General features: G+C 70.8%; 24 protein-coding genes and 1 tRNA gene. 11 read left to right on the forward strand and 14 right to left on the reverse strand.

The features are described from left to right. Nucleotides 1–272 precede the first annotated feature (272 nt). Nucleotides 273–974, reverse strand: coding sequence for a neutral zinc metallopeptidase (locus ACFYXK_RS23340; protein ID WP_389412850.1), 702 nt, complete (start codon nucleotides 972–974; stop codon nucleotides 273–275). 372 nt (nucleotides 975–1,346) lie between these two features. On the opposite strand from ACFYXK_RS23340, the gene ACFYXK_RS23345 reads away from it, so the two are divergent. Beyond that, nucleotides 1,347–1,769: a hypothetical protein gene (locus ACFYXK_RS23345; protein ID WP_389412851.1), complete on the forward strand. Its 423-nt coding sequence runs from the start codon at nucleotides 1,347–1,349 to the stop codon at nucleotides 1,767–1,769. Between the two features lie 23 nt (nucleotides 1,770–1,792). Here the strand turns inward: ACFYXK_RS23345 and ACFYXK_RS23350 are convergent, their stop codons facing one another. The 3 genes from ACFYXK_RS23350 to ACFYXK_RS23360 form a co-directional block, all read right to left on the reverse strand. After that, nucleotides 1,793–2,386 carry a hypothetical protein gene (locus ACFYXK_RS23350; protein ID WP_389412852.1) on the reverse strand — a complete coding sequence of 198 codons (594 nt, stop codon included), beginning with the start codon at nucleotides 2,384–2,386 and terminating at the stop codon, nucleotides 1,793–1,795. Between the two features lie 465 nt (nucleotides 2,387–2,851). Then, nucleotides 2,852–2,925, reverse strand: a tRNA-Pro gene (locus ACFYXK_RS23355). Nucleotides 2,926–3,062: 137 nt separating this feature from the next. Continuing rightward, nucleotides 3,063–4,001, reverse strand: a complete 939-nt coding sequence (locus tag ACFYXK_RS23360) for a metallophosphoesterase (protein ID WP_389412853.1) — start codon at nucleotides 3,999–4,001, stop codon at nucleotides 3,063–3,065. 67 nt (nucleotides 4,002–4,068) lie between these two features. Between ACFYXK_RS23360 and ACFYXK_RS23365 the strand changes: the two genes are divergently transcribed. Further along, the gene (locus ACFYXK_RS23365; RefSeq protein WP_053787825.1) at nucleotides 4,069–4,530 is read left to right on the forward strand and encodes a GatB/YqeY domain-containing protein; all 462 of its coding nucleotides are present in this window, start codon (nucleotides 4,069–4,071) and stop codon (nucleotides 4,528–4,530) included. 74 nt (nucleotides 4,531–4,604) lie between these two features. On the opposite strand, the gene ACFYXK_RS23370 is transcribed toward ACFYXK_RS23365, so the two are convergent. After that, complete coding sequence (locus ACFYXK_RS23370; protein WP_389412854.1) at nucleotides 4,605–6,902, reverse strand: transglycosylase domain-containing protein; 2,298 nt, start codon at nucleotides 6,900–6,902, stop codon at nucleotides 4,605–4,607. Nucleotides 6,903–7,299: 397 nt separating this feature from the next. Here ACFYXK_RS23370 and ACFYXK_RS23375 point away from each other — a divergent pair, with 397 nt between their 5' ends. Beyond that, nucleotides 7,300–7,650, forward strand: coding sequence for a WhiB family transcriptional regulator (locus ACFYXK_RS23375; protein ID WP_030299276.1), 351 nt, complete (start codon nucleotides 7,300–7,302; stop codon nucleotides 7,648–7,650). Between the two features lie 63 nt (nucleotides 7,651–7,713). Here ACFYXK_RS23375 and ACFYXK_RS23380 read toward each other — a convergent pair whose 3' ends face one another. Both ACFYXK_RS23380 and ACFYXK_RS23385 read right to left on the reverse strand, forming a co-directional pair. Next, nucleotides 7,714–9,030: an ArsA family ATPase gene (locus ACFYXK_RS23380; protein ID WP_389412855.1), complete on the reverse strand. Its 1,317-nt coding sequence runs from the start codon at nucleotides 9,028–9,030 to the stop codon at nucleotides 7,714–7,716. Between the two features lie 71 nt (nucleotides 9,031–9,101). Then, complete coding sequence (locus tag ACFYXK_RS23385; protein ID WP_389412856.1) at nucleotides 9,102–10,082, reverse strand: ArsA family ATPase; 981 nt, start codon at nucleotides 10,080–10,082, stop codon at nucleotides 9,102–9,104. Between the two features lie 100 nt (nucleotides 10,083–10,182). Between ACFYXK_RS23385 and ACFYXK_RS23390 the strand changes: the two genes are divergently transcribed. From ACFYXK_RS23390 to ACFYXK_RS23410, 5 genes are all read left to right on the forward strand, one after another. After that, the gene (locus ACFYXK_RS23390; RefSeq protein ID WP_007264966.1) at nucleotides 10,183–10,344 is read left to right on the forward strand and encodes a DUF4177 domain-containing protein; all 162 of its coding nucleotides are present in this window, start codon (nucleotides 10,183–10,185) and stop codon (nucleotides 10,342–10,344) included. After that, a complete protein-coding gene (locus ACFYXK_RS23395) occupies nucleotides 10,341–10,814 on the forward strand; it encodes a RidA family protein (RefSeq protein ID WP_383506134.1) in 474 nt (157 codons plus the stop codon). Before ACFYXK_RS23390 ends, ACFYXK_RS23395 begins: the two co-directional genes overlap by 4 nt. Nucleotides 10,815–11,082: 268 nt before the next feature. Further along, nucleotides 11,083–11,895, forward strand: coding sequence for an NUDIX hydrolase (locus ACFYXK_RS23400; RefSeq protein WP_383507467.1), 813 nt, complete (start codon nucleotides 11,083–11,085; stop codon nucleotides 11,893–11,895). Continuing rightward, the gene (locus tag ACFYXK_RS23405) at nucleotides 11,892–12,737 is read left to right on the forward strand and encodes an MBL fold metallo-hydrolase (RefSeq protein ID WP_389412857.1); all 846 of its coding nucleotides are present in this window, start codon (nucleotides 11,892–11,894) and stop codon (nucleotides 12,735–12,737) included. The genes ACFYXK_RS23400 and ACFYXK_RS23405 overlap by 4 nt, the downstream gene beginning before the upstream one ends. Further along, the gene (locus ACFYXK_RS23410; RefSeq protein WP_389412858.1) at nucleotides 12,734–13,024 is read left to right on the forward strand and encodes a hypothetical protein; all 291 of its coding nucleotides are present in this window, start codon (nucleotides 12,734–12,736) and stop codon (nucleotides 13,022–13,024) included. The genes ACFYXK_RS23405 and ACFYXK_RS23410 overlap by 4 nt, the downstream gene beginning before the upstream one ends. 8 nt (nucleotides 13,025–13,032) lie before the next feature. Here ACFYXK_RS23410 and ACFYXK_RS23415 read toward each other — a convergent pair whose 3' ends face one another. Together ACFYXK_RS23415 and ACFYXK_RS23420 are read right to left on the reverse strand one after the other, a co-directional pair. Next, entirely contained in the window at nucleotides 13,033–13,833 is an 801-nt protein-coding gene (locus ACFYXK_RS23415) for a nucleotidyltransferase domain-containing protein (RefSeq protein ID WP_389412859.1), read from the reverse strand. A gap of 94 nt (nucleotides 13,834–13,927) precedes the next feature. Next, the gene (locus ACFYXK_RS23420; protein WP_389412860.1) at nucleotides 13,928–14,602 is read right to left on the reverse strand and encodes a Crp/Fnr family transcriptional regulator; all 675 of its coding nucleotides are present in this window, start codon (nucleotides 14,600–14,602) and stop codon (nucleotides 13,928–13,930) included. A gap of 353 nt (nucleotides 14,603–14,955) precedes the next feature. Between ACFYXK_RS23420 and nth the strand changes: the two genes are divergently transcribed. The 3 genes from nth (at nucleotide 14,956) to ACFYXK_RS23435 (ending at nucleotide 17,887) form a co-directional block, all read left to right on the forward strand. Continuing rightward, entirely contained in the window at nucleotides 14,956–15,723 is a 768-nt protein-coding gene (gene nth / locus ACFYXK_RS23425) for an endonuclease III (protein ID WP_389412861.1), read from the forward strand. A 306-nt stretch (nucleotides 15,724–16,029) separates the two neighbouring features. After that, a complete protein-coding gene (locus ACFYXK_RS23430) occupies nucleotides 16,030–16,671 on the forward strand; it encodes an NUDIX hydrolase (protein WP_389412947.1) in 642 nt (213 codons plus the stop codon). Between the two features lie 13 nt (nucleotides 16,672–16,684). Continuing rightward, nucleotides 16,685–17,887, forward strand: coding sequence for a MarP family serine protease (locus ACFYXK_RS23435; protein WP_389412862.1), 1,203 nt, complete (start codon nucleotides 16,685–16,687; stop codon nucleotides 17,885–17,887). A 355-nt stretch (nucleotides 17,888–18,242) separates the two neighbouring features. Here ACFYXK_RS23435 and ACFYXK_RS23440 read toward each other — a convergent pair whose 3' ends face one another. The 5 genes from ACFYXK_RS23440 to ACFYXK_RS23460 form a co-directional block, all read right to left on the reverse strand. After that, nucleotides 18,243–19,202, reverse strand: a complete 960-nt coding sequence (locus ACFYXK_RS23440) for an alpha/beta fold hydrolase (protein WP_383506123.1) — start codon at nucleotides 19,200–19,202, stop codon at nucleotides 18,243–18,245. Continuing rightward, nucleotides 19,199–19,657, reverse strand: a complete 459-nt coding sequence (locus tag ACFYXK_RS23445) for a phage holin family protein (RefSeq protein WP_383506120.1) — start codon at nucleotides 19,655–19,657, stop codon at nucleotides 19,199–19,201. Before ACFYXK_RS23445 ends, ACFYXK_RS23440 begins: the two co-directional genes overlap by 4 nt. A gap of 96 nt (nucleotides 19,658–19,753) precedes the next feature. Beyond that, nucleotides 19,754–21,187, reverse strand: a complete 1,434-nt coding sequence (nhaA, locus tag ACFYXK_RS23450; RefSeq protein ID WP_389412863.1) for a Na+/H+ antiporter NhaA — start codon at nucleotides 21,185–21,187, stop codon at nucleotides 19,754–19,756. A gap of 213 nt (nucleotides 21,188–21,400) precedes the next feature. Next, complete coding sequence (gene acs, locus ACFYXK_RS23455; protein WP_389412864.1) at nucleotides 21,401–23,356, reverse strand: acetate--CoA ligase; 1,956 nt, start codon at nucleotides 23,354–23,356, stop codon at nucleotides 21,401–21,403. A gap of 265 nt (nucleotides 23,357–23,621) precedes the next feature. After that, nucleotides 23,622–26,180: a SulP family inorganic anion transporter gene (locus ACFYXK_RS23460; RefSeq protein WP_389412865.1), complete on the reverse strand. Its 2,559-nt coding sequence runs from the start codon at nucleotides 26,178–26,180 to the stop codon at nucleotides 23,622–23,624. Between the last annotated feature and the right edge of the window lie 219 nt (nucleotides 26,181–26,399).

Below are 26,399 nucleotides of genomic sequence, written 5' to 3' on the forward strand. Positions count from 1 at the left end.
CGCTACTAGCGGACAGCGGCGACGATGGTGCCCTGGTCGACCTTCTTGGCCTCCGGCTTGATGTAAACCTTCATTTCTTTCACCTCCGCTCGGCGTCAGTGGTCATTTGCTGTTGAAGAGCATCCACCGCCCCGGTGTTGCCCCGGTGGCGCGAGGGTGGCGCCCAGGCGTCCCGGCCCGCGCGGGCGGTCTCGGGGCCCGGCCGCAGGGGAGCGGGCCGCACGGTGCTCGCTCAGCACCGTGCAGCCCGCTCCGTTCGTCAGGAGTCGTTGTCACCCGGGTAGACAGGCCTTCACCCCGTCGCGCAGGCCTTGTGTGAAGAAGCCCATTCGCTGGGATGCGTCACCGTGGTCAGCAGGATTTGACCATGGAGTGGTATCGCCGAATTTTTGAAGCGCACTGACGATTTCTTCGGTGTCACCCGGCTCCCACACCAGGGTGCCGTCATCGGTGGCGCCTTGCAGCGTCGCGCCGGCAAGGCAATCGGCCTGCAACTCCTTTTCTATGGCCTGCAGGTTTGAATTCAGCCTGGCCTGGATTGCGTGACCCCATTCGTGAGATATTACGAGATAGACCCACGAGTCGCCGATCATGTTGAACCCCAAGTCCATGATCTGTGCACTCCAGGCGAGATAATCCCCATCGGGGCAATAATATGCGTTGTATTTATCCGGGTATTCGCCGTTGCATCTTTGGAAATCTCCGGTTTCCACATCATAGAAACCGAGAGGGCCGTAGATTTTGGGCGGCTGGTAGGTTTCGGTGAAGAAATCGGGCCAATGTTTTACCCAGAACCCATCGGTGACCTCGATGGCATCGCGGGTCTCCGCGGCCAGGTCGGCGCCGATGGCGGTCGGTAGGCCTGGTTGCGGGGCGGCACCCCCGGGGGCGAGGGGCGCACCCAGCGCCGTGCCGCTGAGGGATGCGCACACAAGAAAGGTGATCGAAAAGAGAAGACGCACAAGGCGGCGCATGGTTTCGCCCCTTATCTACTGCGCTGCACCCGAACTGACCTCTGGCAGTCCGGCGGCAGCTGCAAGAGGTGGCGGCCGGCAGAAGAATGTCGACGTGCTGCGACGCTCGTTGCCCCACGCTCAACGAGCCGGTGAAACTGTGGGCGCTCCACCCCCCGGACGCCGCCCAGAAATGACTGCTATTTCTTTCAGCGTACGCTCGCAACTCTTCGGTGTCCTGGCGAGGATGGCCGTGCGGTTCGTTGTCCGCTCCATCAAAAGGCCGAGGCGGACGCGGGTGATGAGACCGCAAATCCATCGACCAACTCGACTGGTTCCGCGCAGAATTTGAGGAACGGCGGTTCCGCGGGCCGGATTTGGCGAGCCGCCACGATGCCACGAACGGACCGGAGGTGCCGAGGGGCCTGCGAGCTGCGCTACCTGTTCAGCGCGCACGCCGTAGCGAACGGGGCGGCGCGCGGCCCGGGGGCGAAGCCGGTGGACGTCGCGCGCTGCGGGAGTCTCCGCTGGCGTCAGGCGCGTAGCCCGGCCGGCTCCCGTCGCGGTGCGGAGGGGTGTGCGGAGCAGTACCAGGTCAACCACGCGGACGTCCACGCGGCACCGTGGTGGCCGGCGGCGGGCTTCATCTCCCACGCGGGGGCCCCGGCGGACGGCGGTTGGCTCGTGGTCGACCTCTGGGAGACGAAGGCGGCTCTCGGGGCGTTCATGGAGAAGGCGGCGACGATCTTCGAGGCAAACGGTATGCCGAGGGCCAAGCCGAAGATCTACGAAGCGTCGAACGTGGACATCGGCTAGGCGGGCGCGGGTGTTGGGACCTCTTACAGCGACTCGCCTGCTGCCCTGTCCATGAATTTCCTCAACGCCGCCAGATGCTGTCGTACCGCCTCGAGGAACTCTTCGTGCGTCTTTTTGGCGTCGATGCCTTCGAGGCTGGTGGCGGCGTAGGTGTCATTCACCAGCTTTCCCGCATGGATGTAGTGGATGCCGATCTCATCCAGGTCGCGCTTGCCGGCCTCCGTGGTCACGAGGCGCACTGTCGTTACTGCCCGTGCGAGGTCGGCGTTGGCCGGTGCGTACTTCTCATCGAACAGGCGGGTCCTGTCCTTGTCTGTCTTGCTGGGGTCGAGGCTCATGATCAGCAGGTCGGAGGCCTGGATGATGAATCTGGTCGTGCTCGTGGAGAGGTCGACGTAGGCCCCCCGTCGGATGTCCGCCCGTCGTTCATCGGCTTCCGTTTGTCGCGCCTCGGCTTCATCCTGGCGTGCGTGCTTGGCTTCGGTGTAGACGAGCACGCTTCCTCCGAGACCGGCGAGGGCGCCGATCAGGGCTCCTCCGAGGGCGGCGAGGATGGTTGCCCGTTGTGTCTGCCGTTCGCGGGTTCCGTCGTTCGTTGTGTTGCTGTTTTCCGGCATGAGGGATGAGTACCGCGGCCTTGCGGGCTCGCCACCTGCAACCACCTGTAGGTATGAATGCGGCGAGGCGCCCGTGGCCTTGTTGTGGCTGCGGGCGGTCGTGGTCGGCGGGTGTGGATCCGGAGTTCGGCCGTGATGGTGGGCCGGGCGATGACGCGGGCCCATCCGCGTTCACGCTGATTCGGACGTCCGGTGCGGTGTGCCGGTGCAAGCCTGGAGCTCGGCCCAGCGCCAGGCGCATCGGGAAACGCGGCAGCGGCCGGACCTCGGCGTGATCGCTAGGCCGTCGTCATGGTCCCGAAGGCGGCCCGCTCCACCGGGGGCACCAAGACCAAGAAGCCGCGCCGCACGATCGCCCTGCCGGCGCGCCGCCGCTTCGAACCTGTAGTCGCTCAGTCAGTCACCCAGACGCAGAAAGAGCCGGTGCAGATTGCTCTGCACCGGCTCTCACCTGGTCTTACGAAGTCGGGGTGGCGGGATTTGAACCCACGACCTCTTCGTCCCGAACGAAGCGCGCTGCCAAGCTGCGCTACACCCCGATCGCCGCCTTGCAGCGTTTGCTGTCCTGGCGACATCGATTACTTTAGCGGACCCTCGGCCGGAGACGAAATCCGGTTTTCGCGAGGGGTGCGGCGCGGGCCGTCCGCCGTGACCCGGGGCGGGCCCCGGGCGGGGGCTAGGCCTTCGGGGTGAGGGTCAGGAGGGTGGCTTCCGGGGGGCAGGCGAAGCGGACCGGCGTGTAGCGGTTCGTGCCGCAGCCCGCCGAGACGTGGAGGTAGGCCCGCTTGCCGTCGGCCTCGTACGTGGAGAGCCCCTTCACCCGCTTCGTGTCCAGGTCGCAGTTGGTGACGAGCGCCCCGTAGAAGGGGATGCACAGCTGGCCGCCGTGCGTGTGCCCGGCCAGGATCAGCGGGTAGCGGTCCGCGGTGAAGGACTCGAGGACGCGCAGGTACGGGGCGTGCACGACGGCCATCGAGAAGTCGGCGTCGGCCTCCGGCCCGCCCGCCACCCGCTCGTAGCGGTCGCGCTTGATGTGCGGGTCGTCCAGGCCGGTGAAGGCCAGTTCCAGGTCGGGCAGTTTCAGGCGCCCGCGCGTGTTGGTGAGGTTCACCCAGCCCGCCGCGTCGAAGGCGTCCCGCATCTCCTCCCACGGGTTGTGCACGGCGCCGACGACCGGCTTGTTGCCGTTCAGCCCGTGCCGCCCCTGGACCTTCTCGATCAGGTAGCGCCCGGGGTTGCGCAGCCGCGGCCCGTAGTAGTCGTTCGACCCGAAGACGTACACGCCGGGGAAGGACATCAGCGGGCCCAGGGCGTCCAGTACCTCCGGGACGCCCTCGGTGTCGGAGAGGTTGTCGCCCGTGTTCACGACGAAGTCCGGGCGCAAGCCGGCCAGCGACTGGAGCCAGGCGCGTTTCTTGTGCTGCCCGCGGACCATGTGGATGTCCGAGACCTGGAGCACGCGCAGCGGGCGCATCCCGGCGGGGAGGACCGGCACGGTGATCCGGCGCAGCCGGAACGACCGCGCCTCGAAACCGGCGGCATAGGCCACACCGGCGGCCCCGACCGCCGCGATCGAAGCGGTGACCTTCAGGGGTACTCCGTAACGCGCACGCATGGCCCCATGGTCTCAGACCCGGAAAACCGGCGGGCGCCACTGCCGCTCCACCTGGCAGACTCAGGTCATGACCACGCTCAAGGCCAAGCTCCAGGAAGACCTCACCACCGCCATCAGGGCGCGCGACGAGCTGCACTCGTCCACGCTGCGCCTGACCCTCGCCGCCATCACCAAGGAGGAGGTCGCGGGCAAGGAGGCGCGCGTGCTCTCCGACGACGAGGTCCTCAAGGTGATCGCCAAGGAGGCGAAGAAGCGCCGCGAGGCCGCGGACGCCTTCGCGCAGGGCGGCCGTCCCGAGCAGGCCGCGCGCGAGACGGCGGAGGGCGAGTTCCTCGACACCTACCTGCCCAAGCAGCTCAGCGACGAGGAGCTCGGCGCGATCGTGGCGCAGGCCGTCGAGGAGGCCAGGGCCGCGGGTGCCGAGGGGCCGCGGGCCATGGGCGCCGTCATGAAGATCGTGAACCCGAAGGTGGCCGGGCTGGCGGAGGGCGGCCGCGTCGCCGCCGCCGTCAAGAAGCACCTCGCATAAGTCAGGACGGAAATGAGGGAGGGCCCCGCTCCGCGCGATGCGCGGAGCGGGGCCCTCCCTCTTGTCCGCGTCGCCTACGGTCCCTCGGGGCCGCCGACGAAGCCCGGTTCCAGGCTGATGTCCGGGAACGGGTTCGTCGGGGTGTTGCCGCCCGTCGCGCCGCCCGTGGCGCCGGCTGCCGTCTGGCCGCCGGGCCGGCCGCCCGGCTTGCCGTCGCCGCCCGGCTTGCCGGGCTTCCCGGGCTTGTTCGGGTTCGGGTTCGGGTTCGTCGGCGTGGGGCGGCCGCCGCCGGCCGGGATCCCGCTCTCCGGGATGGTCACCGTGGTGAAGTTCGGCGCCTCCCGGCCTTCCAGCGCGCCCGAGACCGCCTGCTTCCAGATCGGGCCGGGCAGCCCGCCGCCGTAGACCTTGTCGTAGTACTGGCCGCCGATGGTGATGTTCTCCATCGACACCTGCTTCGATCCGCCCGAGCCGACCCACGTCGCGCCCGCCATGTTCGGCGTGTATCCGACGAACCAGGCGTTGTAGCGGCTGTCGGTGGTGCCGGTCTTGCCCGCGTTCTGCCGGTCGGTCAGACCCGCGGCGGTACCCGTACCGGAGTCGATCACGCCGAGCAGCAGCGTGTTGACGGTGTCGGCGGTCTTCTCCGCCATCACGCGGTCGCACTGGGACTTCGGCACGGCCAGTGCCTTGCCGTGCGCGTCGGTGATGGACTCCAGGGCGACGGGGGTGCAGTACACGCCGCGGTTGGCGAAGGTCGCGTACGCGTTCGCCATGGTCAGCGGGGACATGCCCTCGGTGCCGAGCGCGATCGCCGGGACCTCGGGGAGCTTCGTGCCGTCGGCCGGGATCACGCCGAGCTTGGTGGTCATCTCGGTCACGGGGCAGAGCCCGAGCGCGTTGTCGGAGATCATCTCCACGAAGTACGTGTTGACCGACTTGGCCATCGCGTCCCGCATGCCGTACGGGCCGACCTCGGACTCCGACTCGTTCTCCACCCGGTCGTGCGAGGTGTTGACCCAGGGCTTGTCGCCGCAGGTCTGCACCGGGCTCGGGTACTCCATGTCGTGCGGGGACAGGTACGTCTTGCCCGCCGACACCCCCCGCTCCAGGGCCGCGGCCGCGACGAACGGCTTGAAGGTCGAACCGGTCGGGAAGCCGAAGTTCGATCCGCCCATCCGCTTGTCCACGGAGAAGTTGATCTGCGTCTCGTTCTTGCCGAAGCCGTACGGCTTGGACTGGCCCATGGCGAGCACCCGGCCGGTGCCCGGCTGCACCAGGGTGACGGCCGTGGCGACCTTGTCGTCCTGGTTGACGTGGTCCTTGATCGACTCGTTGACGGACTCCTGCGACTGCGGGTCCAGCGTCGTACGCACGGTCAGGCCGCCCTGGTTCCAGAGCTTGGCCCGCTCCTCGCGGGTCTTGCCGAACACCGGGTCGGTCAGGAACGTGTTGCGGACGTAGTCGCAGAAGAAGCCCGCGCCCTTGACCGCGGTGATGCAGCCGTTCTTCGGCCGCGTCACCTTCAGCGTCACCGGCTTCTTCTTCGCCTCGTCCGCCTCGGTCTGCGAGATGTCCTTCATGTCGGCCATCCGCTGGAGGACGACGTTGCGGCGCTTCATCGCCTCCTGCGCGTCGTTCACCGGGTCGAACCGGCTCGGCGACTGCACGACGCCCGCCAGCAGCGCCGACTCGTCCAGGGTCAGGTCCTTGGCCGGCTTGCTGAAGTAGCGCTGAGCGGCGGATTCGATTCCGTATGCCTGCTGGCCGAAGTAAGTGATGTTGAGGTAGTTCTCGAGGATCTTCTTCTTCCCGAGCTCCTCCTCGACCTGGATCGAGTACTTCAGCTCGCGGATCTTGCGGCCGAGGCTCTTCTCCTGGGCCTCGCGCACCTTGGTCTCGTCGTCGCCGGCCTCTTCGACGAACACGTTCTTCACGTACTGCTGCGTCAGCGTCGACGCGCCCTGCGCGGCTCCGCCTTCCTGCGCGTTGCGGTTGACCGCGCGCAGGATGCCCTTCAGGTCGATCGCGCCGTGCTCGTAGAAACGCGAGTCCTCGATCGCGACGATCGCCTTCTGCATGTACGGGGAGATGGCCGTCAGGGGCACGACCTGCCGGTCCCGTGAATAGACCGTGGCGATCAAGCCACCCTCGGCGTCCAGAATCGTCGTGCGCTGGCTCAGCGGCGGTGTCTTGAGATTGGCCGGGATCTCGTCGAATCCCTCGACCGTGCCCTTGGCGGCGAGCCCCAGGGCGCCTGCGCCCGGGATCGCGATGCCGGCCAGCACAACTCCGGAGAGAACGGACACCCCGAGGAACTTGGCGGCCTGCTGCGGCCCCGTGAGCCCGGCGCCCGAGCGCTTCTTTCCCATGGAGGGCAGCCTACGTTCTCATTCGCCGGACACGCGCGAATGCCTTGGCCTAAGCTGTCCCCAACTGTCACAGCAGTGCGGTGCGACATCAACCCCTCGGCTTGATTTTCACCCTTCCCGAATGGGGTGGACTTATGTCCGAATCTCACCCCTCACTCTGACGGTCGCTCGTCCATGGTCCGCCGATTCCACCCGAATTGCCGGAATGGTCGGGCATGTCGCCGGATCACTCCGTCGGGTGATCTGCCGCTTACCCATAGTCCGTTCGGACCATTCAAGATTGGGCCCGTCGGGGGTGTTGCACTGTCCCCGCCTTCCGTAACGTCCTCAACTGGCAGCGGTGAATATGCCGCTACCGCCGTGGGGGAGCCTCGATTCGGGAGAGGACGGCGCCGGGATGGGCTGGGTTACCGACTGGAGTGCGCAGGCAGCCTGCCGCACTACCGATCCGGATGAACTGTTCGTTCAAGGAGCGGCACAGAACAGGGCCAAGGCGGTGTGCACCGGATGTCCGGTGCGGACCGAGTGCCTGGCCGACGCGCTCGACAATCGTGTCGAGTTCGGAGTGTGGGGCGGAATGACCGAGCGGGAGCGTCGCGCATTGCTGCGCCGGCGTCCCACCGTCACCTCGTGGCGACGGCTGCTCGAAACCGCCCGCACTGAGTACGAGCGCAGTACGGGCATCCTCACCGTGGATGTCGATGCGGAGATCGACGTTCCGTACGAGACGTACGCGGCAGCCGGGTAGACCCACCCGCGCGGTCCCGCGTACGACTGCCCCCGCACCCGGAGGCATTCGTCGTACGAACGCCTACGCTCCGGCCGGAACCCCGGCCGCGAGTCGCTCTCCGATGGCCCGCAGCCCGGCGAGGTCGTGCACATCGCCGGGCAGGGCGGCCACCTCGGCCACCGCCACCTCGGGGTGCAGCGAGGTGAAGCGATCGCGTGTGCGCTGTTCGCGCGCGATCACCTGCATCCGTTCGGCGTGCAGGCGCAGCAGTCCTGCGGTGATCTCGTCCACGTCGGCATCGGCGTCGGGGTCGGCTTCGGGGTCTGAGTCTGCGTGGGCATGGGCGTCGGCACGGGCATCGGCATCGGGGGAGCCGGTCTCGGTCCCGCTCCCGGGAGTTTCCGTGGCGTCGGCGGCCTCCGCGGCCGAGTCACGAAGTCCAGCTTTCCCGGACTCCTGATCGACAATGCCGCCTTCTTCAAGATTCTCTGCGGCGGCCAACGCCCGCTCTGCGGACAGCTGGTCGGCACCGCTGCCGTGCACCCGGTTCAGTACCAGCCCGGCCAGCGGCATCTGCTCCGCGGCCAGCCGCTCCACGAAGTACGCCGCCTCCCGCAGCGCGTCCGGCTCGGGCGCCGCGACCACCAGGAAGGCCGTACCCGGAGCCTGCAGCAGCCGGAACGTCGCGTCCGCACGGGTGCGGAAACCGCCGAACATCGTGTCCATCGCCGCCACGAAGGTCTGCACGTCCTTCAGCAGCGAGGCCCCCATCAGCTTGCTGAGCGTGCCGGTCATCAGGGACATGCCGACGTTGAGGAACTTCATCCCCGCCCGGCCGCCCACCTTCGCCGGAGCCATCAGCACCCGGATGAACTTCCCGTCCAGGAAGGACCCCAGCCGCTTCGGTGCGTCGAGGAAGTCCAGCGCGGACCGGCTCGGCGGGGTGTCCACGACGATCAGGTCCCAGTCGTCCCGGGCCCGCAGCTGGCCCAGCTTCTCCATCGCCATGTACTCCTGCGTGCCCGCGAACCCGGCCGACAGGGACTGGTAGAAGGGATTGGCGAGGATGGCCTCCGCCCGCTCGGCGTCCGCGTGCCCCTCGACGATCTCGTCGAAGGTCCGCTTCATGTCGAGCATCATGGCGTGCAGTTCGCCGCCGTCGACCCCCCGCACCTTGCGCGGGGTGTTGTCCAGCGAGTCGATCCCCATCGACTGGGCGAGCCGCCGCGCCGGGTCGATGGTCAGCACGACCACCTTCCGCCCGCGCTCCGCCGCCCGCAGGCCCAGGGCCGCGGCGGTGGTCGTCTTGCCGACCCCGCCCGCACCGCAGCAGACGATGATCCGGGTCCCGGGGTCGTCCAGCAGCCGGTCCACGGCCAGCCGCGGCGGAGTGTCCATGCCGATGCCCCCCTTCACGCCCGCGCTCACGGCCGTACCCGTGCCCGCATCCGTACGCCTGGTGGCCCCGCTCATTCCTCGCCCGCCTGCTTCCGCAGCTCCGAGGCCAGCTCGTACAGCCCGGCCAGATCCATCCCCGCGCCGAGCAGGGGGAGTTCGTACGTCGGCACGTCCAGCTGCCCCAGTACGGTGCGCTGCGCGCGCTCCAGCTCCACGCGGCTCGCGTGCTCGGCGGCCTGCACGAGCAGCGGGTCCACCAGCCGCTCCGCGAGCCCGCCGCGGCGCGCGCCGCCCAGGCCCGCCCGGGACAGGGCCTTGGCCACTTCCGCGCGGCGCTCCCCGGCGGCGGCGCGCAGGGTGTCCTCGTCCAGGTGGTGCGGCCGCACCATGTTGACGACGACCCGCCCCACGGGCAGTCCGGCCTCCCGGAGTTCGGCGATCCCGTCCGCGGTCTCCTGGACGGGCATCTCCTCGAGCAGCGTGACCAGGTGGACGGCCGTCTCCGGGGACTTGAGCACCTTCATGACGGCCTGCGCCTGGTTGTGGATCGGCCCGAACCGGGCCAGCCCCGCCACCTCGTCGTTGACGTTCAGGAAACGAGTGATCCGCCCGGTCGGCGGAGCATCCATGATCACGTGGTCGTAGACGAACCGGCCGGCCTTGTCCTTGCGCCGGACCGCCTCGCACGCCTTGCCCGTCAGCAGTACGTCCCGCAGTCCGGGCGCGATGGTCGTCGCGAAGTCGATGGCGCCGAGCTTCTTCAGGGCGCGGCCCGCGGAGCCGAGCTTGTAGAACATCTGGAGGTAGTCCAGCAGGGCCCGCTCGGCATCGATGGCCAGGGCGAACACCTCCCCGCCACCCGAGGCGACGGCGATCTTCCGCTCCTCGTAGGGGAGCGCCTCCGCCCCGAAGAGCTGCGCGAGCCCCTGCCTGCCCTCGACCTCCACCAGAAGCGTCCGCCTGCCCTCGCGCGCGAGGGCGAGCGCGAGTGCCGCGGCGACCGTGGTCTTTCCGGTTCCGCCCTTGCCGCTGACCACCTGGAGCCTGCTCACAGCGTCTGAGCCTAACCACTCGCCCCTCGGGCTGTGCATGAGCCTCCCCCAAGCTTCGGCCGGGGGCACCCCCACGCCGTCAGGCGTTACGCTCGCCCCCATGACCAAGAAGTTCGAATACGCGACGGTCCCGCTGCTGGTCCACGCCACCAAGCAGATCCTGGACACCTGGGGCGAGGACGGCTGGGAGCTCGTCCAGGTCGTACCCGGCCCGAACAACCCCGAGCAGCTCGTGGCCTACCTCAAGCGGGAGAAGGCATGAGCGGCGCTGTCGAGGCGAAGCTGGCCGAGCTCGGCCTGACCCTGCCCGAGGTCGTCCCGCCGCTGGCCACGTACCAGCCGGCCGTGCGCTCGGGTGCGTACGTGTTCACCGCGGGACAGCTCCCGATGGTCAAGGGCAGCATGCCGGTCACCGGCAAGGTCGGCGCCGAGGTCTCGGCGGAGCAGGCCAAGGAGCTGGCCGCGATCTGTGCGCTGAACGCCCTGGCCGCGGTGAAGTCCGTGATCGGCGACCTCGACAAGATCGCGCGAGTCGTGAAGGTCGTCGGCTTCGTGGCCTCCGCCCCCGACTTCACCGGCCAGCCGGGCGTGCTGAACGGTGCGAGCGAGCTGCTGGGTGCCGTGCTCGGCGAGAAGGGCGTCCACGCCCGCAGCGCCGTCGGCGTGGCGGTCCTTCCGCTGGACGCCCCGGTCGAGGTCGAGATCCAGGTGGAGATCCTTCCCGCAGCCTGACCCGTACGACTCCCCGTGCAGCCCCCGCCGACTTCCGGCGGGGGCTGCACGCGCCTGCGGGTCCTCGGTTGCGGGCCCGGTCGGGCGGGACGCGGCCTCGGGCAGGGGAGTGGGCCTCGAACATCGGGCCGGATGGCCGTAGCATCCCGCCATGCCCAACGGTGAGCAGGGACAGCAGCAGACACCCGGAGTTTCCGGTGCGCACGGCGGCACCCCCGCCGGGGGCCAGTGGTACCCGCCCGAGTGGCCCGACCGGATCCGGGCGCTCATGGACGGCACCCTCACCCCGGTGGAGCCCAGACGCGCCGCCACCGTCATGCTGCTGCGCGACACCCCCGACGGCCCGGTCGTGCACATGCTGCGCCGCAAGGCCTCCATGGCCTTCGCGGGCGGCGCGTACGCCTACCCCGGCGGCGGGGTCGACCCCCGCGACGAGGACCACCAGGTCGGCTGGGCGGGCCCGAGCCGGGAGGAGTGGGCCGCTCGCCTCGACACCGACCCGCGGACCGCCCAGGCCATCGTCTGCGGCGCCGTCCGCGAGACCTTCGAGGAGGCGGGCGTCCTGCTCGCCGGCGAGACCGCCGACACCGTCGTCGGCGACACCACCGGCGACGACTGGGAGGCCGACCGTACGGCCCTCGTCGCCCGCGAGCTGTCCTTCGCCGAGTTCCTCGACCGCCGCGGCCTGCGGCTGCGCTCCGACCTGCTCGGCGCCTGGGCCCGCTGGATCACCCCGGAGTTCGAGCCCCGCCGCTACGACACCTGGTTCTTCGTCGCCGCCCTCCCGGAGGGCCAGCGCACCCGCAACGCCTCCACCGAGGCCGACCGGACCGTCTGGATCCGCCCCGCGGACGCCGCCGACGGCTACGACAAGGGCGAGCTGCTGATGATGCCGCCCACCATCTCCACCCTGCGCTCCCTCGAGCCGTACGGGAGCGCGGTCGACGCCCTCACCGCGGCCGCCGCCCAGGACCTGACCCCCGTACTCGCCCAGGCCTCGCTGGAGAACGGCGAACTGGTGCTCAGCTGGCCGGGCCACGACGAGTTCACCAAGCGCGTCCGCCCCGGAGGGACCCCGTGACGAATGCTGCCGCTCTGCCCGGACAGCCCCGCGGAATCGTCACCTCAGGGCCCGCCACCGCCCGCGCGGTCAACATCCTGGCCCCCAACGCCTCGGCGATGACCCTGGACGGCACCAACACCTGGCTCGTCTCGGAGCCGGACTCCGAGCTCGCCGTCGTCATCGATCCCGGCCCCCTCGACGACGTCCACCTGCGCACGGTCGTGGAGACCGCCGAGCAGGCGGGCAAGCGGATCGCCCTGACCCTCCTCACCCACGGCCATCCCGACCACGCCGAGGGCGCCGGCCGGTTCGCCGAGCTCACCGGCACCAAGGTCCGCGCCCTGGACCCCGCCCTGCGCCTCGGCGACGAGGGGCTGGCCTCCGGTGACGTGATCCGGACCGGCGGCCTCGAGCTGCGCGTCGTCCCGACCCCCGGCCACACCGCCGACTCGCTCAGCTTCCACCTGCCCGCCGACCGGGCCGTCCTGACCGGCGACACGATCCTCGGCCGCGGCACCACCGTCGTCGCGCACCCCGACGGCCGCCTCGGGGACTACCTGGACTCCCTGCGCCGGCTGCGCTCGCTGACGGTCGACGACGGCGTCCACACGGTGCTCCCGGGGCACGGACCGGTCCTGGACGACGCACAGGGTGCGGTGGAGTTCTACCTGGCCCACCGCGCGCACCGGCTCGCCCAGGTCGAGACCGCGGTGGAGAACGGCTTCGTCACCCCCGAGGCCGTCGTCGCCCAGGTCTACGCGGACGTGGACCGCTCGCTGTGGCCGGCGGCGGAGTGGTCCGTACGCGCGCAGCTCGAGTACCTTCAAGATCACGGACTGATCCCGGGAGGGCCCGAATGACCACGCTGTACCTGCTGCTCGCGCTCCTCGCCACGGCCGCGTGGATCACCTCGACGGTGACCCTGCGCATGAAGGCCCTCGAGCGGCGTTCGGAGCGCCTGGAGCGGCGGCTGGGCCTGGTCCTGGACCACTTCGGCATCGAGGAGCCGGAACCGGCCGGACTGGACGAGGTCCGGGCGCTGGTGCGCGACGGCCGCACGATCGAGGCCATCCGCGTCTACCGGCGTGTCACCGGGGCGGACCTGCTCGAGGCGAAGCAGGCGGTCGAGGCCCTGACGGGCGTCTGAGCCCGCCTTCAGCGGGGCGTCTTGGTGCCGTGCCGGGCCGTGTACTCGTCCGCGAGCCACGGGCCGAGGTCCTCCAGGTACGCGTGCAGCACGGCCGGGTCCCCGGCCGGATCCAGTGCCACCGCGGCCGCGGCCCGCATCTGCGCGGCGCGCTCCGGGTAGTAGCGCCCGAAGATCTCCGCGGACTCGGCGAGGTCGCTCGTCCAGCCGCCCCACCGGGGCATCACGAGGGTGAACCCGGTGCGCACCAGGTGCCGCGAGAAGTGCCGGCTGAGCCTGCGGTACTCGTCGGGGGTCGACGCGGCTTCCAGCCTGGCCCGCCAGCGGGGCAGTACGGCGGCCAGGTCGCCGTTGGTCTCACGGGCGAGCAGGCTGTCCGGGCGGTAGCGCGGGAGGTGCTCGGCCAGGTCGGCGCCGAGCAGCGGGGTGCACAGACAGGCGAGGAACCAGCCCAGGTCGCACCGTTCGCGCTCGCTCAGCAGGGTGTCCTTGCCGTAGAGCAGGATGCCGACGCCGTCGATCTCGGCGAAGTCCTGGTCGAGCCCGCGCGCCAGCACCTCGGCGGTGTCCCGGTCCTCGTCGGCGGCCTCGTGGTGCAGGGCGAGCAGCAGGTCGAGGTCGGAGCGCCCAGGGCGGGCCGTCCCGCGCGGCACGGACCCGTACAGGTACGCACTGTGCAGCCGCTGCCCGTACGCCTCGCCGATCCGCTCGCGCGCGGCGGCGACGACCGGCTCGAAAGCACCCTGCACCCGGCCGAGCGACCCCTCGCGCTCGAAGTACCCCTGGGCGTCCAGCCCTCTGCGCTCCATGACCGTCCCTCCACATCGAGCCGCGCCGCCGCACCCGGAAACGGCGGAGGGGCCCCGCCCGACCGGGCAGGACCCCTCCGCGAAGCCGAAGGCGTCAGCGGGACCGCTTCGCCAGCCGCTCCACGTCCAGCAGGATGACCGCACGCGCCTCCAGGCGCAGCCAGCCGCGGCCCGCGAAGTCGGCCAGGGCCTTGTTCACGGTCTCGCGGGAGGCGCCGACGAGCTGTGCGAGCTCCTCCTGCGTGAGGTCGTGCACCACGTGGATGCCCTCCTCCGACTGCACGCCGAAGCGGCGCGACAGGTCCAGGAGCGCCCGCGCCACACGGCCGGGAACGTCGGAGAAGACCAGGTCGGACATCTGGTCGTTGGTCTTGCGCAGGCGCCGGGCGACGGCGCGCAGCAGCGCGGTCGCGACCTCGGGCCGGGCGTTGAGCCAGGGCTGGAGGTCGCCGTGGCCGAGGCCGAGCAGCTTGACCTCGGTCAGGGCGGTGGCGGTGGCGGTGCGCGGGCCGGGGTCGAAGAGCGACAGCTCGCCGATCAGCTCGCCGGGGCCGAGGACGGCCAGCATGTTCTCGCGACCGTCGGGGGAGGTGCGGTGCAGCTTCACCTTGCCCTCGGTCACGACGTACAGCCGGTCGCCGGGGTCGCCCTCGTGGAACAGGGCGTCGCCGCGTGCGAGGGTCGCCTCGCCCATCGAGGCGCGGAGCTCCGCGGCCTGCTCGTCATCGAGCGCCGCGAAGAGCGGGGCGCGCCGCAGAACGTCGTCCACGAGTCTCTCTCCTATGTCGACCAGCTCAGGGGACCGTGCTCCCCATTTTGCCGGACGGCTCAAACAGTGCGATCAATCACAAGGATGCCGGACGTACGGGCGTGCTGTGCGGCGAGAGGCCAATCGGAGTGGTGTTACCTGAGGTCCAGGCGGGTGTCAGCGCCCGGCCTTAGGCTGGCCGGGTGTCCAATAAGCCGGTGAGAGCACAGGCCAAGGGGTCCGCAGGAGTGACGGGCGCCCCGAATTCAGCTGTGGGCGAACAAGCCCCCGAGAAGGCGCCCGGGAAGCCCCGGAAGGCCCCGCCGAGCCCCCAGGGCAAAGCTTCGGCCAAGAAAACGGAATCGCGCCTGGCGATGGTGCGCCGTGCCCGCCGCATCAACCGCGAGCTGGCCGAGCTCTACCCGTACGCCCATCCCGAGCTCGACTTCCGGAATCCCTTCGAGCTGCTGGTCGCCACGGTCCTCTCCGCCCAGACCACGGACCTGCGCGTGAACCAGACGACCCCGGCCCTGTTCGCCGCCTACCCGACCCCCGAGGACATGGCCGCGGCCGTCCCCGAGGATCTGGAGGAGCTCATCCGGCCGACCGGGTTCTTCCGGGCCAAGTCACGGTCCCTCCTCGGCCTCTCCCAGGCCCTGCGGGACAACTTCGCGGGTGAGGTCCCGGGCCGGATCGAGGACCTCGTGACGCTGCCCGGGGTCGGCCGCAAGACGGCCAACGTGGTGCTCGGCAATGCGTTCGGCGTCCCGGGGATCACCGTGGACACGCACTTCGGCCGGCTGGTCCGCCGCTGGAAGTGGACCGAGCAGGAGGACCCGGAGAAGGTCGAGGCGGAGATCTGCGCGATCTTCCCGAAGAGCGAGTGGACGATGCTCTCGCACCGCGTCGTCTTCCACGGCCGCCGGATCTGCCACGCCCGCAAGCCCGCCTGCGGCGCCTGCCCGATCGCCCCGCTCTGCCCGGCGTACGGGGAGGGCGAGACGGACCCGGAGAAGGCGAAGAAGCTGCTCAAGTACGAGAAGGGCGGCCAGCCCGGCCAGCGGCTGAGCCCGCCGCCGGACTACCCGGGCCTCCCGGCCCTGCCGCTGGGCGGTGGCCAGGAGGCCTCCACCGCCTCCTGAGCACGCAGTACGAGGACGCAGTACGAGCACGCAGCACGGCCGCGGGCCGCCACACAGCGGCCCGCGGGAGGAACGAATCCGGCCCGGGGCTGCGTTGTCCCGGTATCGGGACGGCAACGGTGTCGGCAACGGCAGGGAGCAGGGGTGCCTATGACGCGCGGAGCGCGGGACGAGAGCAGCGTGGCCCAGGCGGCCGCGCCGCCGCAGCAGGGCAAGCCGCACAGCACCCCGCCGGGCGCGTCGCAGGCCGCGCCCCGGGTCGGCCCGTACGAGGACCCCGGCGGCCCGCGCGTGAGCAGCCAGGGCATGCCCCGGTGGCTCGATCCCGTCGTGGAGGCCGTGCGGACGGTCCGGCCGACCCAGCTCAGCCGTTTCCTGCCGCCCGAGGACGGCAGGGGCCGCCAGTCCGCCGTGCTGATCCTGTTCGGCGAGGGCCCGCGCGGCCCCGAGCTGCTGCTCATGGAGCGCGCCGGGAGCCTGCGCTCGCACCCCGGCCAGCCCTCGTTCCCCGGCGGCGCCCTCGATCCGGAGGACGGCGATCCGCACACCACCGGCCCGCTGCGCGCCGCCCTGCGCGAGGCCGAGGAGGAGACCGGGCTCGACCCCGCCGGCGTCCAGCTCTTCGGCGTCCTGCCGCGCCTGTACATCCCTGTCAGCGAGTTCGTCGTGACCCCGGTGCTCGGCTGGTGGCGCGATCCCAGCCCGGTCGGCGCCGTGGACCCGGCCGAGACCGCCCGCGTCTTCACGGTTCCCGTGGCCGATCTCACGGATCCCGATCATCGGGTCACGGCCGTCCACCCGAGCGGCCACCTGGGCCCCGCCTTCACCGTCGAATCGGCTCTGGTCTGGGGTTTTACCGCCGGGGTGATCGACCGGCTGCTGCATTTCGCGGGGTGGGAGCGCCCCTGGGACCGATCCAGGCAGGTCCCGCTCGACTGGCGCGCATGAGACGGTGACCCTCGTGAACGTGCTGGACATCCTGTTGCTGGTCGCCGCCGTCTGGTTTGCGATCGTCGGCTACCGCCAGGGGTTCGTCGTCGGCGTCCTGTCGGTGATCGGCTTCCTCGGCGGTGGTCTCATCGCCGTGTCCCTGCTCCCGCTGATCTGGGACCGGGTGACCGACAACGGCACCCAGGTGTCCACCACGGTCGTCGTGATCGCCGTGGTCGTGATCATCGTCTGTGCCTCGATCGGGCAGGCCTTCACCACCCATCTGGGCAACCGGCTGCGCCGCCACATCACGTGGTCGCCGGCCCGCGTGGTCGACGCGACCGGCGGGGCCCTGGTCAACGTCGTCGCGATGCTGCTGGTGGCGTGGCTGATCGGCTCGGCGCTCGCCGGGACGTCACTTCCCACGCTGGGCAAGGAAGTCCGCAACTCCAAGGTGCTGCTGGGCGTCTCGCGGGTGCTGCCCGCGCAGGCCAACACCTGGTTCTCGGACTTCAGCTCCACCCTGGCGCGCAGCGGCTTCCCGCAGGTGTTCAGCCCGTTCTCCAACGAGCCGATCACCGAGGTGAAGGCGCCCGACCCGGCGCTCGCCCGCAGCCCCGTCGCCGAGGCGGCCAAGCGCTCGATCGTGAAGGTCGTCGGTACCGCGCCGAGCTGCAGCAAGGTCCTGGAGGGCACCGGCTTCGTCTTCGCGCCCGGCAAGGTGATGACCAACGCGCACGTCGTCGGCGGGGTCGGCGAGCCGACCGTGCAGATCGGCGGCGAGGGCAAGCTCTACGACGGCAAGGTCGTGCTCTACGACTGGGAACGCGACATCGCCGTCCTGGACGTGCCCAAGCTGAAGGCGCCCGCGCTGGAGTTCACCGACAAGGACGCGGCGAGCAGCAGCGACGCGATCGTCGCCGGCTTCCCGGAGAACGGCTCGTACGACGTCCGCGCGGCGCGCGTCCGCGGCCGGATCAACGCCAACGGCCCGGACATCTACCACCGCGGCACCGTCCGGCGCGACGTCTACTCGCTGTACGCGACGGTCCGCCAGGGCAACTCCGGCGGCCCGCTGCTCACGCCCGACGGCAAGGTGTACGGGGTCGTCTTCGCGAAGTCGCTCGACGACCCGAACACCGGGTACGCGCTGACGGCGGACGAGGTCCGCGACGACATCCGGATCGGCAAGGTCTCCGACCGGCGGGCCGACAGCCAGGGCTGCGCCCTCTGATCCGTCCGGGCACCTTGCCCGGACGGAACGGGGCGCCGCGCCGGCTACGTCCGTGGATGCCGCAGGCGGGCCGAGACCCAGCGGGCCCGGCGGCGCAGGATGCGTGGGATCCCGAGACGGGGGTCGTGGCCGTCCCGGCCCGACCTCCCGTGTGTGCCCGGCGTCGCTGCCGGGCGGCGTTCGCGTGCGGTGTCACCGTAGTCGTGCGTCCAGCCCATACAACGAGCTGTGCCCGGGCCCCAAGGTCGGTAACCCCGTCCAGGGCGGCCAATTGGCCTATGCGCCAGGCAATTGAATGGTCGTAAGACGGTCGTACCGGCCGTCGTGTTGACGGTCGGTCAGGCGGTTCGCGCGGTCAGCGGTCCGGCTCGGGGTCCTTGAGCCAGTTCACCAGCTCGGTGGAGAACGCGGCGGGATCCTCCTCGTGGGGGAAGTGCCCGAGGCCGTCGAACAGCCGCCACCGGTACGGGGCTTCGACGTACTCCCCGGAGCCGGCCGCGCTCCGGGTCCGCATCACGGGGTCGAGCGAGCCGTGCAGATGCAGCGTCGGAACCCGCACCGGCCGCTTCATCCGGCGGTTGAACTGGAGCCCGTCCGGCCGGGCCATCGACCGCATCATCCAGCGGTACGGCTCGATCGAGCAGTGCGCGGTGGACGGGATGCACATCGCCCGCCGGTACACGTCGAGGTCGGCCTCCTCGGGGGGCACGGGCCCGGACCAGTCCCGGATCAGCTCCCCCACGAGCGCCCCGTCGTCGGCGACGAGCTGCCGCTCGGGGATGAACGGCCGCTGGAAGCCCCAGATGTGCGAACTGGCCCGGGTCTGCCCGAAGTCGGACAGCATCGCCGAGCGCCAGCGCCGCGGGTGCGGCATCGAGGAGACCACGAGTCGGCGCACCAGCTTGGGCCGCATCACGGCCGCGGTCCAGGCGAGGTACCCGCCCAGGTCGTGTCCCACGAGGGCGGCGTCCGGCTCGCCGAGGGACCGTACGACTCCGGTGATGTCGAGCGCCAGGTTCGCGGGGTCGTAGCCGCGCGGGGTGCGGTCGCTGCCGCCCACCCCGCGCAGGTCCATCGCGACCGCCCGGTACCCGGCGTCGGCGAGCGCGGTCAGCTGGTGGCGCCACGTCCACCAGAACTGCGGGAAGCCGTGCAGCAGCAGCACCAGCGGTCCGTCACCGAGCTCGGCGACGTGGAACCGGGCCCCGTTGGCCGCGACGTCCCGGTGGGTCACCGCCCTCCCGCCGGGCACGTCGATCCGGACCGCCGTCGCGGCGGTGGGCGCAGTGCTGGAGTCCGGTGAGGGCGCTGTCATGAGGACGAGCGTGCCACACCCACGGCCTGGTCACTCACCGACCGCGGGTGCGGCTTGACGGTCCCGACGAGCGCGGCCGTCTCCTTGACCGAGGCGATGGTCCTCTCCGGCGGCTTGACCTTCTTGAACTTCGACACGGCGATCAGCGCCAGCAGGCCCGCGAGCAGCAGGAACGCCACGCCGACGATGAGGAAGGACCAGGCGAGCCCGAGCCCGAGGTTGTGGATCCCGTACGCCGCGGCGAAGCTCAGCACGGGCAGGGAGAACAGGGCGAACACTCCTGCGATCCCGATGGCGGTGCCGCCGATGCCCACGCGCTTGACGTCCTGGCGGATCTCCGCCTTGGCGAGGGCGATCTCGTCGTGCACCAGGGCGGACATCTCGGCGGTGGCCGAGGCGACCAGCTGGCCGAGTGTGCGCTCGGCTCCTTGCGCCCCTTGGTCCACTGCGCTCATCGCTCTCTCCCTCTGTCATCTGCCGTCGTCTGACGTCGTCTGCTGTCGACGCGGTGGGCGGCGGCTGTCCTGCGCCCGTCACAGCGTCAGTTCAGATCATGCCGGACGGTCGCCCTCGGCGCTGGACCCGGTGGCCGCTTCGAGCGCGGCGGCCGCGGCGGTCTCGGCCTTGCGGCGGTGCTCCGCGGCCTTCTCCTCGTAGATCTTCGCCATCCGCAGGTGGTACTCCGGCTTGTCCTGCTCGTAGACGTCCGGGATGCCGTCGCGGTCCTCGTCGCGCTCCTCGTCCTCGGTGAGCGCCCTGTACGTGCGGTTGCGCAGCTTGAGCATCACGCTCGCGACGACGGCGGCGATGAGGGAGCCGAACAGGACGGCGGCCTTGATCTCGTCGGTGAGGGTCTGATCGCCGGTGAAGGCGAGTTCGCCGATGAGGAGCGAGACGGTGAAGCCGATGCCGGCGAGGGAGGCCACGGCGAGTACGTCCGGCCAGGCCAGGTCCTCGTTGAGCTCCGCCCGGGTGAAGCGGGCGGCCAGCCAGGTGCCGCCGAAGATGCCCACGGCCTTGCCGACGACCAGGCCGAGGACGACGCCGAGGGTCTCGGGCCGGGTGAAGACCTGGGCGATCGCCTTGTCGGAGAGCGAGACCCCGGCGGAGAGCAGCGCGAAGAGCGGGACGGCGAGGCCGGCCGAGACGGGCCGGACGAGGTGCTCGATGTGCTCGCCGGGGGACGTGCGCTCGCCTTCCCTGCGGGAGCAGCGGAGCATCAGGCCCATGGCGACGCCGGCGATGGTGGCGTGGACGCCGCTGTTGTACATCAGGCTCCAGATGACCAGGGCGAGCGGGACGTAGACGTACCAGCCGTGGACGCCCTTGCGGAGCAGGAACCAGAAGAGGACCAGGCCCACGACCGCGCCGCCGAGGGCCAGGAAGTCGATCTCGCTGGTGAAGAACACCGCGATGATCATGATGGCGAAGAGGTCGTCGACGACCGCGAGGGTCAGCAGGAAGGCGCGCAGGGCGGACGGCAGCGAGGTGCCGATGACCGCGAGGACGGCGAGGGCGAAGGCGATGTCGGTGGCGGTCGGTACGGCCCAGCCGTCCATGGAGCCGCCGCCGACGGTGTTGACCAGTACGTAGACCAGCGCGGGCGCGGCCATGCCGCAGACGGCGGCGATCACCGGGAGGGCGGCGGCCTTGGGGTCGCGCAGATCGCCCGCGACGAGCTCGCGCTTGAGCTCGATGCCGGCGACGAAGAAGAAGATGGCCAGCAGGCCGTCGGCCGCCCAGTGCTGGAGCGAGAGGTCCAGGCCGAGGGAGGCGGGGCCGATGTGGAAGTTGCGGACGTCGGCGTAGCTGTCCGAGAGAGCGGGGATGTTGGCCCAGAGCAGGGCGGCGATGGCGGCCACGAGCAGGAGCACGCCGCCGACGGTCTCGGCGCGCAGGGCGTCGGCCACGAAACGCCGCTCGGGCAGCGAGAGCATGCCGAGGAACTTGCGGCTGTGGCGGTCGGTGGGGCTGGGCGTGGCCACGGTGGGACACCTCCGGGTGGTCGACGGCATGACGAACGCTGTTGCCGACCAGACTTCCCGGCGCACCCTGAGAGATTGAGTACGTCAAATATTGACGTTTCTCTTACTTTACAGGGTCCGCGCCGTCGTATCCGGTGATCTTCACCTTAAACGGGTGGAGGGTGTCCGGCGCGTCATGCGCCGGACACCCTCCACCACCCGGAACCGGGCCTGTCAGTCCTCGCTGGAAGCGCTGGGCAGCTTGCTCTGGATCAGGTCCATGACGGAGGAGTCCGCGAGCGTGGTGACATCGCCGACCGCCCGGTTCTCGGCGACATCGCGCAGCAGACGCCGCATGATCTTGCCGGATCGGGTCTTCGGCAGCTCCTGCACCGGCAGGATCCGCTTCGGCTTGGCGATGGGGCCGAGCGTGGCGCCCACGTGGTCGCGCAGCTCGGAGACCAGGCCGTTGGTCTCCGAGGCGCTGCCGCGCAGGATCACGAAGGCCACGATGGCCTGGCCGGTCGTCTCGTCGTTCGCGCCCACGACGGCCGCCTCGGCGACCGACGGGTGGGAGACGAGCGCCGACTCGACCTCGGTGGTCGAGATGTTGTGGCCGGAGACCAGCATCACGTCGTCCACCCGGCCCAGCAGCCAGATGTCGCCGTCCTCGTCCTTCTTGGCGCCGTCGCCCGCGAAGTACTTGCCCTCGAAGCGGGACCAGTAGGTGTCGATGAACCGCTGGTCGTCGCCCCAGATGGTGCGCAGCATCGACGGCCACGGCTCGGTGAGGACCAGGTAGCCGCCACCGCCGTTCGGGACCTCGTGGCCCTCGTCGTCCACGACCGTGGCGCCGATCCCGGGCAGTGCGCGCTGCGCCGAGCCCGGCTTGGTCTCGGTGACGCCGGGCAGCGGGGAGATCATCATCGCGCCGGTCTCGGTCTGCCACCAGGTGTCCACGATCGGGCAGCGGTCGCCGCCGATGTGCTTGCGGTACCAGATCCAGGCCTCGGGGTTGATCGGCTCGCCGACCGAGCCCAGCACGCGCAGGCTCGAGAGGTCGAACTTCGCGGGGATGTCGTCGCCCCACTTCATGAACGTACGGATCGCCGTGGGCGCGGTGTACAGGATGGTGACGCCGTACTTCTGCACGACCTCCCAGAACCGGCCCTGGTGCGGGGTGTCCGGCGTGCCCTCGTACATCACCTGGGTGGCGCCGTTGGCGAGGGGCCCGTAGACGATGTACGAGTGCCCGGTCACCCAGCCGATGTCGGCGGTGCACCAGTAGACGTCGCTCTCCGGCTTGAGGTCGAAGACCGCGTGGTGCGTGTACGCGGCCTGCGTGAGGTAGCCGCCGGAGGTGTGCAGGATGCCCTTGGGCTTACCCGTGGTCCCCGAGGTGTAGAGGATGAACAGCGGGTGCTCGGCGTCGAAGGCCTGCGGGGTGTGCTCGGCGGACTGGCGTCCGACGATCTCGTGCCACCAGACGTCGCGGCCCTCGGTGAAGGCGGTGTCCTGGCCGGTGCGCTGCACGACGAGCACGTGCTCGACCTGCGGGCACTTGGCGACGGCCTCGTCGATGGCGGGCTTGAGCGCGCTGGGCTTGCCGCGGCGGTAGCCGCCGTCGGCGGTGATGACCAGCTTGGCGTCGGCGTCCTGGATGCGGGAGGCGACGGCGTCGGCGGAGAAGCCGCCGAAGACCACCGAGTGCGCGGCGCCGATACGGGCGCAGGCGAGCATCGCCACGACCGCCTCGGGGATCATCGGCAGGTAGACCGCGACCCGGTCGCCGGCCTGGACGCCCAGCTCGGTCAGGGCGTTGGCGGCCTTGCAGACCTCGTCCTTGAGCTCGGCGTAGGTGATCGCGCGGCTGTCGCCGGGCTCGCCCTCGAAGTGGAGGGCGACGCGGTCGCCGTTGCCGGCCTCGACGTGGCGGTCCACGCAGTTGTACGCGACGTTCAGCTTGCCGTCGGCGAACCACTTGGCGAAGGGCGGGTTGGTCCAGTCGAGCGTCTCGGTCGGCTCGACGTCCCAGGTCAGGCGACGGGCCTGGGCGGCCCAGAAACCCAGCCGGTCCGCCTCGGCCTCGGTGTACGCAGCCTGTGTCACATTGGCGGCGGCGGCCAGATCGGCAGGCGGTGCGAACCGCCGCTCCTCCTTGAGCAGATTGGCCAGGCTTTCATTGCTCACGACATCTCCCTTTCCCAGGGTGTCCGTTGTGTCCCCGGGGCATAGCTCATCAGTCGGCGGCCCCGGTGACAAGGGGTAGCCGAAAATTGGTTTAGACCTATAGTGCGGCCGGGCCCGCGTCGGCCCACGCGCAGAGTGGCCCCTTCCCGCTGCAGGGTGCGGAAAGGGGCCACTCAGTGGCACGGATACCGGAGGGTACCGGTTCAGCCTCGACCTTGATCAGGATCTGTCGGCGACGGCGATTCGGTCATCATCCGGTCATCATTCAGACGTGCAGTCCGACGCTGTCGAACACCCGGCAGTCGAAGAAGTCCTCGCCTTCGGACAGCAGGTACGCCTGCGCCTCGCCCACGTGGAAGTACATCCCGTGCAGCTCCAGCGTGCCCTCGGCGAGCCGCCGGGCCACCGATTCGTGCGCCCGCAGGTGCTCCAGCTGCTGCACCACGTTGGTCAGGCACAGCTGCTCCACGGCATCCGCCGGGAGCCGGCCCGCGATCCGGGCCCAGGCGTGGTGGCGGCTCGCCATCCGCTCCAGGCTGGGCAGCCCGTGCCGCAGCCACCGGCGCAGGGGGGTCATCGGGGCCCCGGGAGTGGAGTTCAGCAGCGCCTGCATGGCCCCGCACCCGGAGTGCCCGCACACCGTGATGCTGTCCACCTTGAGGACGTCCACGGCGTACTCGATGGCCGCCGCGACCGAATCGTCCGTGGACTCGGCGCCCGGCAGGGGGACCAGATTGCCGACGTTGCGGACGGTGAACAGGTCGCCGGGGCCGCTGGCCGTGATCATGCTGGTCACCAGGCGTGAGTCCGCGCAGGTCAGGAAGAGCTGCGAAGGCCGCTGCCCCTCCCGGGCCAGCCGGGCCAGCTCGTCGCGGACGTGCGGCGCGGTGTCCCGCTGGAAGGCGCTGATCCCGCTCGCCAGTTGGCCGGCGCCGCGGCGGCGCGGGGCCCGCGGCGGCGCCGCCTCCACCACCTCCGCCGCATCGGGGGCCGTGGCCGCGCCGGGGATCGTAGGCTCGCCCTCCGGCCGGTGGTCGCAGTGGTTCTTCCACGGGGTCCAGGGGCGGCAGCAGTGGTGCCCGCCGCGCGGGGACCTCTCGGCGCGGTCCGCCCGGTCCGCCCGGTCGGCGCGGTCCGCCTCTTCGGCGTGGTCCGGCGCGCGGTCCGCCCGGGCGGCGAGGTCCGGCCGGTTCAGCCCGGCCGTCCTCGTGGTGGAGCGGCCGGTGACCTCCAGCGAGCCCCCGTGCACCAGATGGGAGTCCTGCCAGTCCTGGAGCGTCTCGTACGCCGCGTGGTCCATGAACGAGCCGTCCAGCTCGACCACCACGCGCCCGCCCGGCGGGATCTGGTTCAGCACCCGGCTCAGCCGCGGCACCGCGAGGAAGGTCAACTGCCCGCGCGCACACACCCGGTGGACCCCGCCGTGCACCTCGACCGTGATCCGGGTCCGGGCCAGCCGGTGCAGGGCCATCGCGACGGCCACGGCGATGCCGATGGCGACGCCCGCCAGCACCCCGCCGAGTACGACCGCCGCGATCGTCGTCGCGTAGACCAGGATCTCGCGGTGCCGGGTGACCGTCCGCAGATGCGTGGCGTTCACCATCTGCACGCCCACCGCCATCACCAGGGCCGCCAGCGCGGCGAGCGGGATCAGGTCGAGGACCGGGACGAGCAGCCCGGCCGCGAGCAGGATCCAGAGCCCGTGCAGCATGACCGACCGCCGGCCGGCGGCCCCGGACTTGACGTTCGCCATGCTGCGGACCGCGCCGCCCGCGATGGGCAGCCCGCCCAGCGCTCCGGAGAGGATGTTCGCCGCGCCCTGGCCGCGCAGCTCCCGGTCGAGGTCGGCGCGCGGAGGGCGGTTGCCCGTACGCCGCTGGGTGGCGATCAGCTTGTCGGTGGCGACCGCGGACAGCAGGGACTCCACGCTGCCGACCAGGGTGACCGTCAGGACGGCCGCGATGATGCCGAGAACGGGGCCCTCGGGCAGCTCGGGCAGGGCGTGGCTGCTCCAGGACGGCAGGTCCACCCGGGGCAGCGAGAGCCCGGCCAGTGCGGCGAAGGCCGTGGCGGTGGCGACGGCGGCGAGCGCTGCCGGCACCTTGCGCAGGGCGAGCCCCACCCGCCCGGGCAGCCGCGGCCAGCCGAGCAGGACGACGAGGGTCACGGCGCTGACGCCGAGCGCCGCCGGGTGCAGATGGGCCAACTGGCCCGGCAGCCCCGTGACGTTGGCGAGGGCGGAGCTCTGCGGGGTGCCGCCGAGGACGATGTGCAGCTGGGCGAGCGCGATCGTGACGCCCACGCCCGCGAGCATGCCGTGCACGATGGCCGGGCTGACCATGAGCGCCGAACGGGCGGTGCGCAGCGCGGCGAGCCCGAGCTGGCAGCAGCCGGCGAGCACGGTGACGGCGCAGGTGGTGCGCCAGCCGTAGCGCTGGATCAACTCGGCGGTGACGACAGTCAGTCCGGTCGCGGGCCCGCTCACCTGGAGGGGGGCTCCGCCCAGGCGCCCGGCCACGATCCCGCCGACGGCCGCGGCCACCAGGCCCGCCTGGAGGGGGGCACCGGTGGCCAGGGCGATGGCGAGGGAGAGCGGCAGGGCGATCAGGAAGACGGTCAGGGAGGCGGAGAGATCGGCGTGGAAGTCGGCGCGGTGGCCGCGGCGGGGCGCGCCGCCGGCCTTGGTGCCGACTGTGCTGCCGGCCGTGTCGCCGGCGTTGCCGCCGGGCGTGCTGCCGGGCGTGGCGTCGGGCGTGCCGGAGGGGTTGCCGCCGGGCGTGCTGTCGAGTTCTTCGGCTGCGGGCAGGGGGGAGGTGGCTGTCATAGGTCCCGTCTCCTCTACGGAGGGATGAAGCGGCGGGAGTCTCAACACTCAGTAAATGAAAGGTAATGGAGAGTAAAGGATCTCGGGCGGTAATGGGGGCAAACGGTCTACGAAATAGCACTCAAGGGTGATTAAGCATTTTGTCCGGCTTGTCACATCATCTTCACGGCGGACCGCATGGGACGTTGCGGCGCGGAAGACCCGCAATGGAACCGCGAG

This window comes from Streptomyces sp. NPDC002209 (genome assembly GCF_042890265.1).
Lineage (GTDB): Bacteria > Actinomycetota > Actinomycetes > Streptomycetales > Streptomycetaceae > Streptomyces.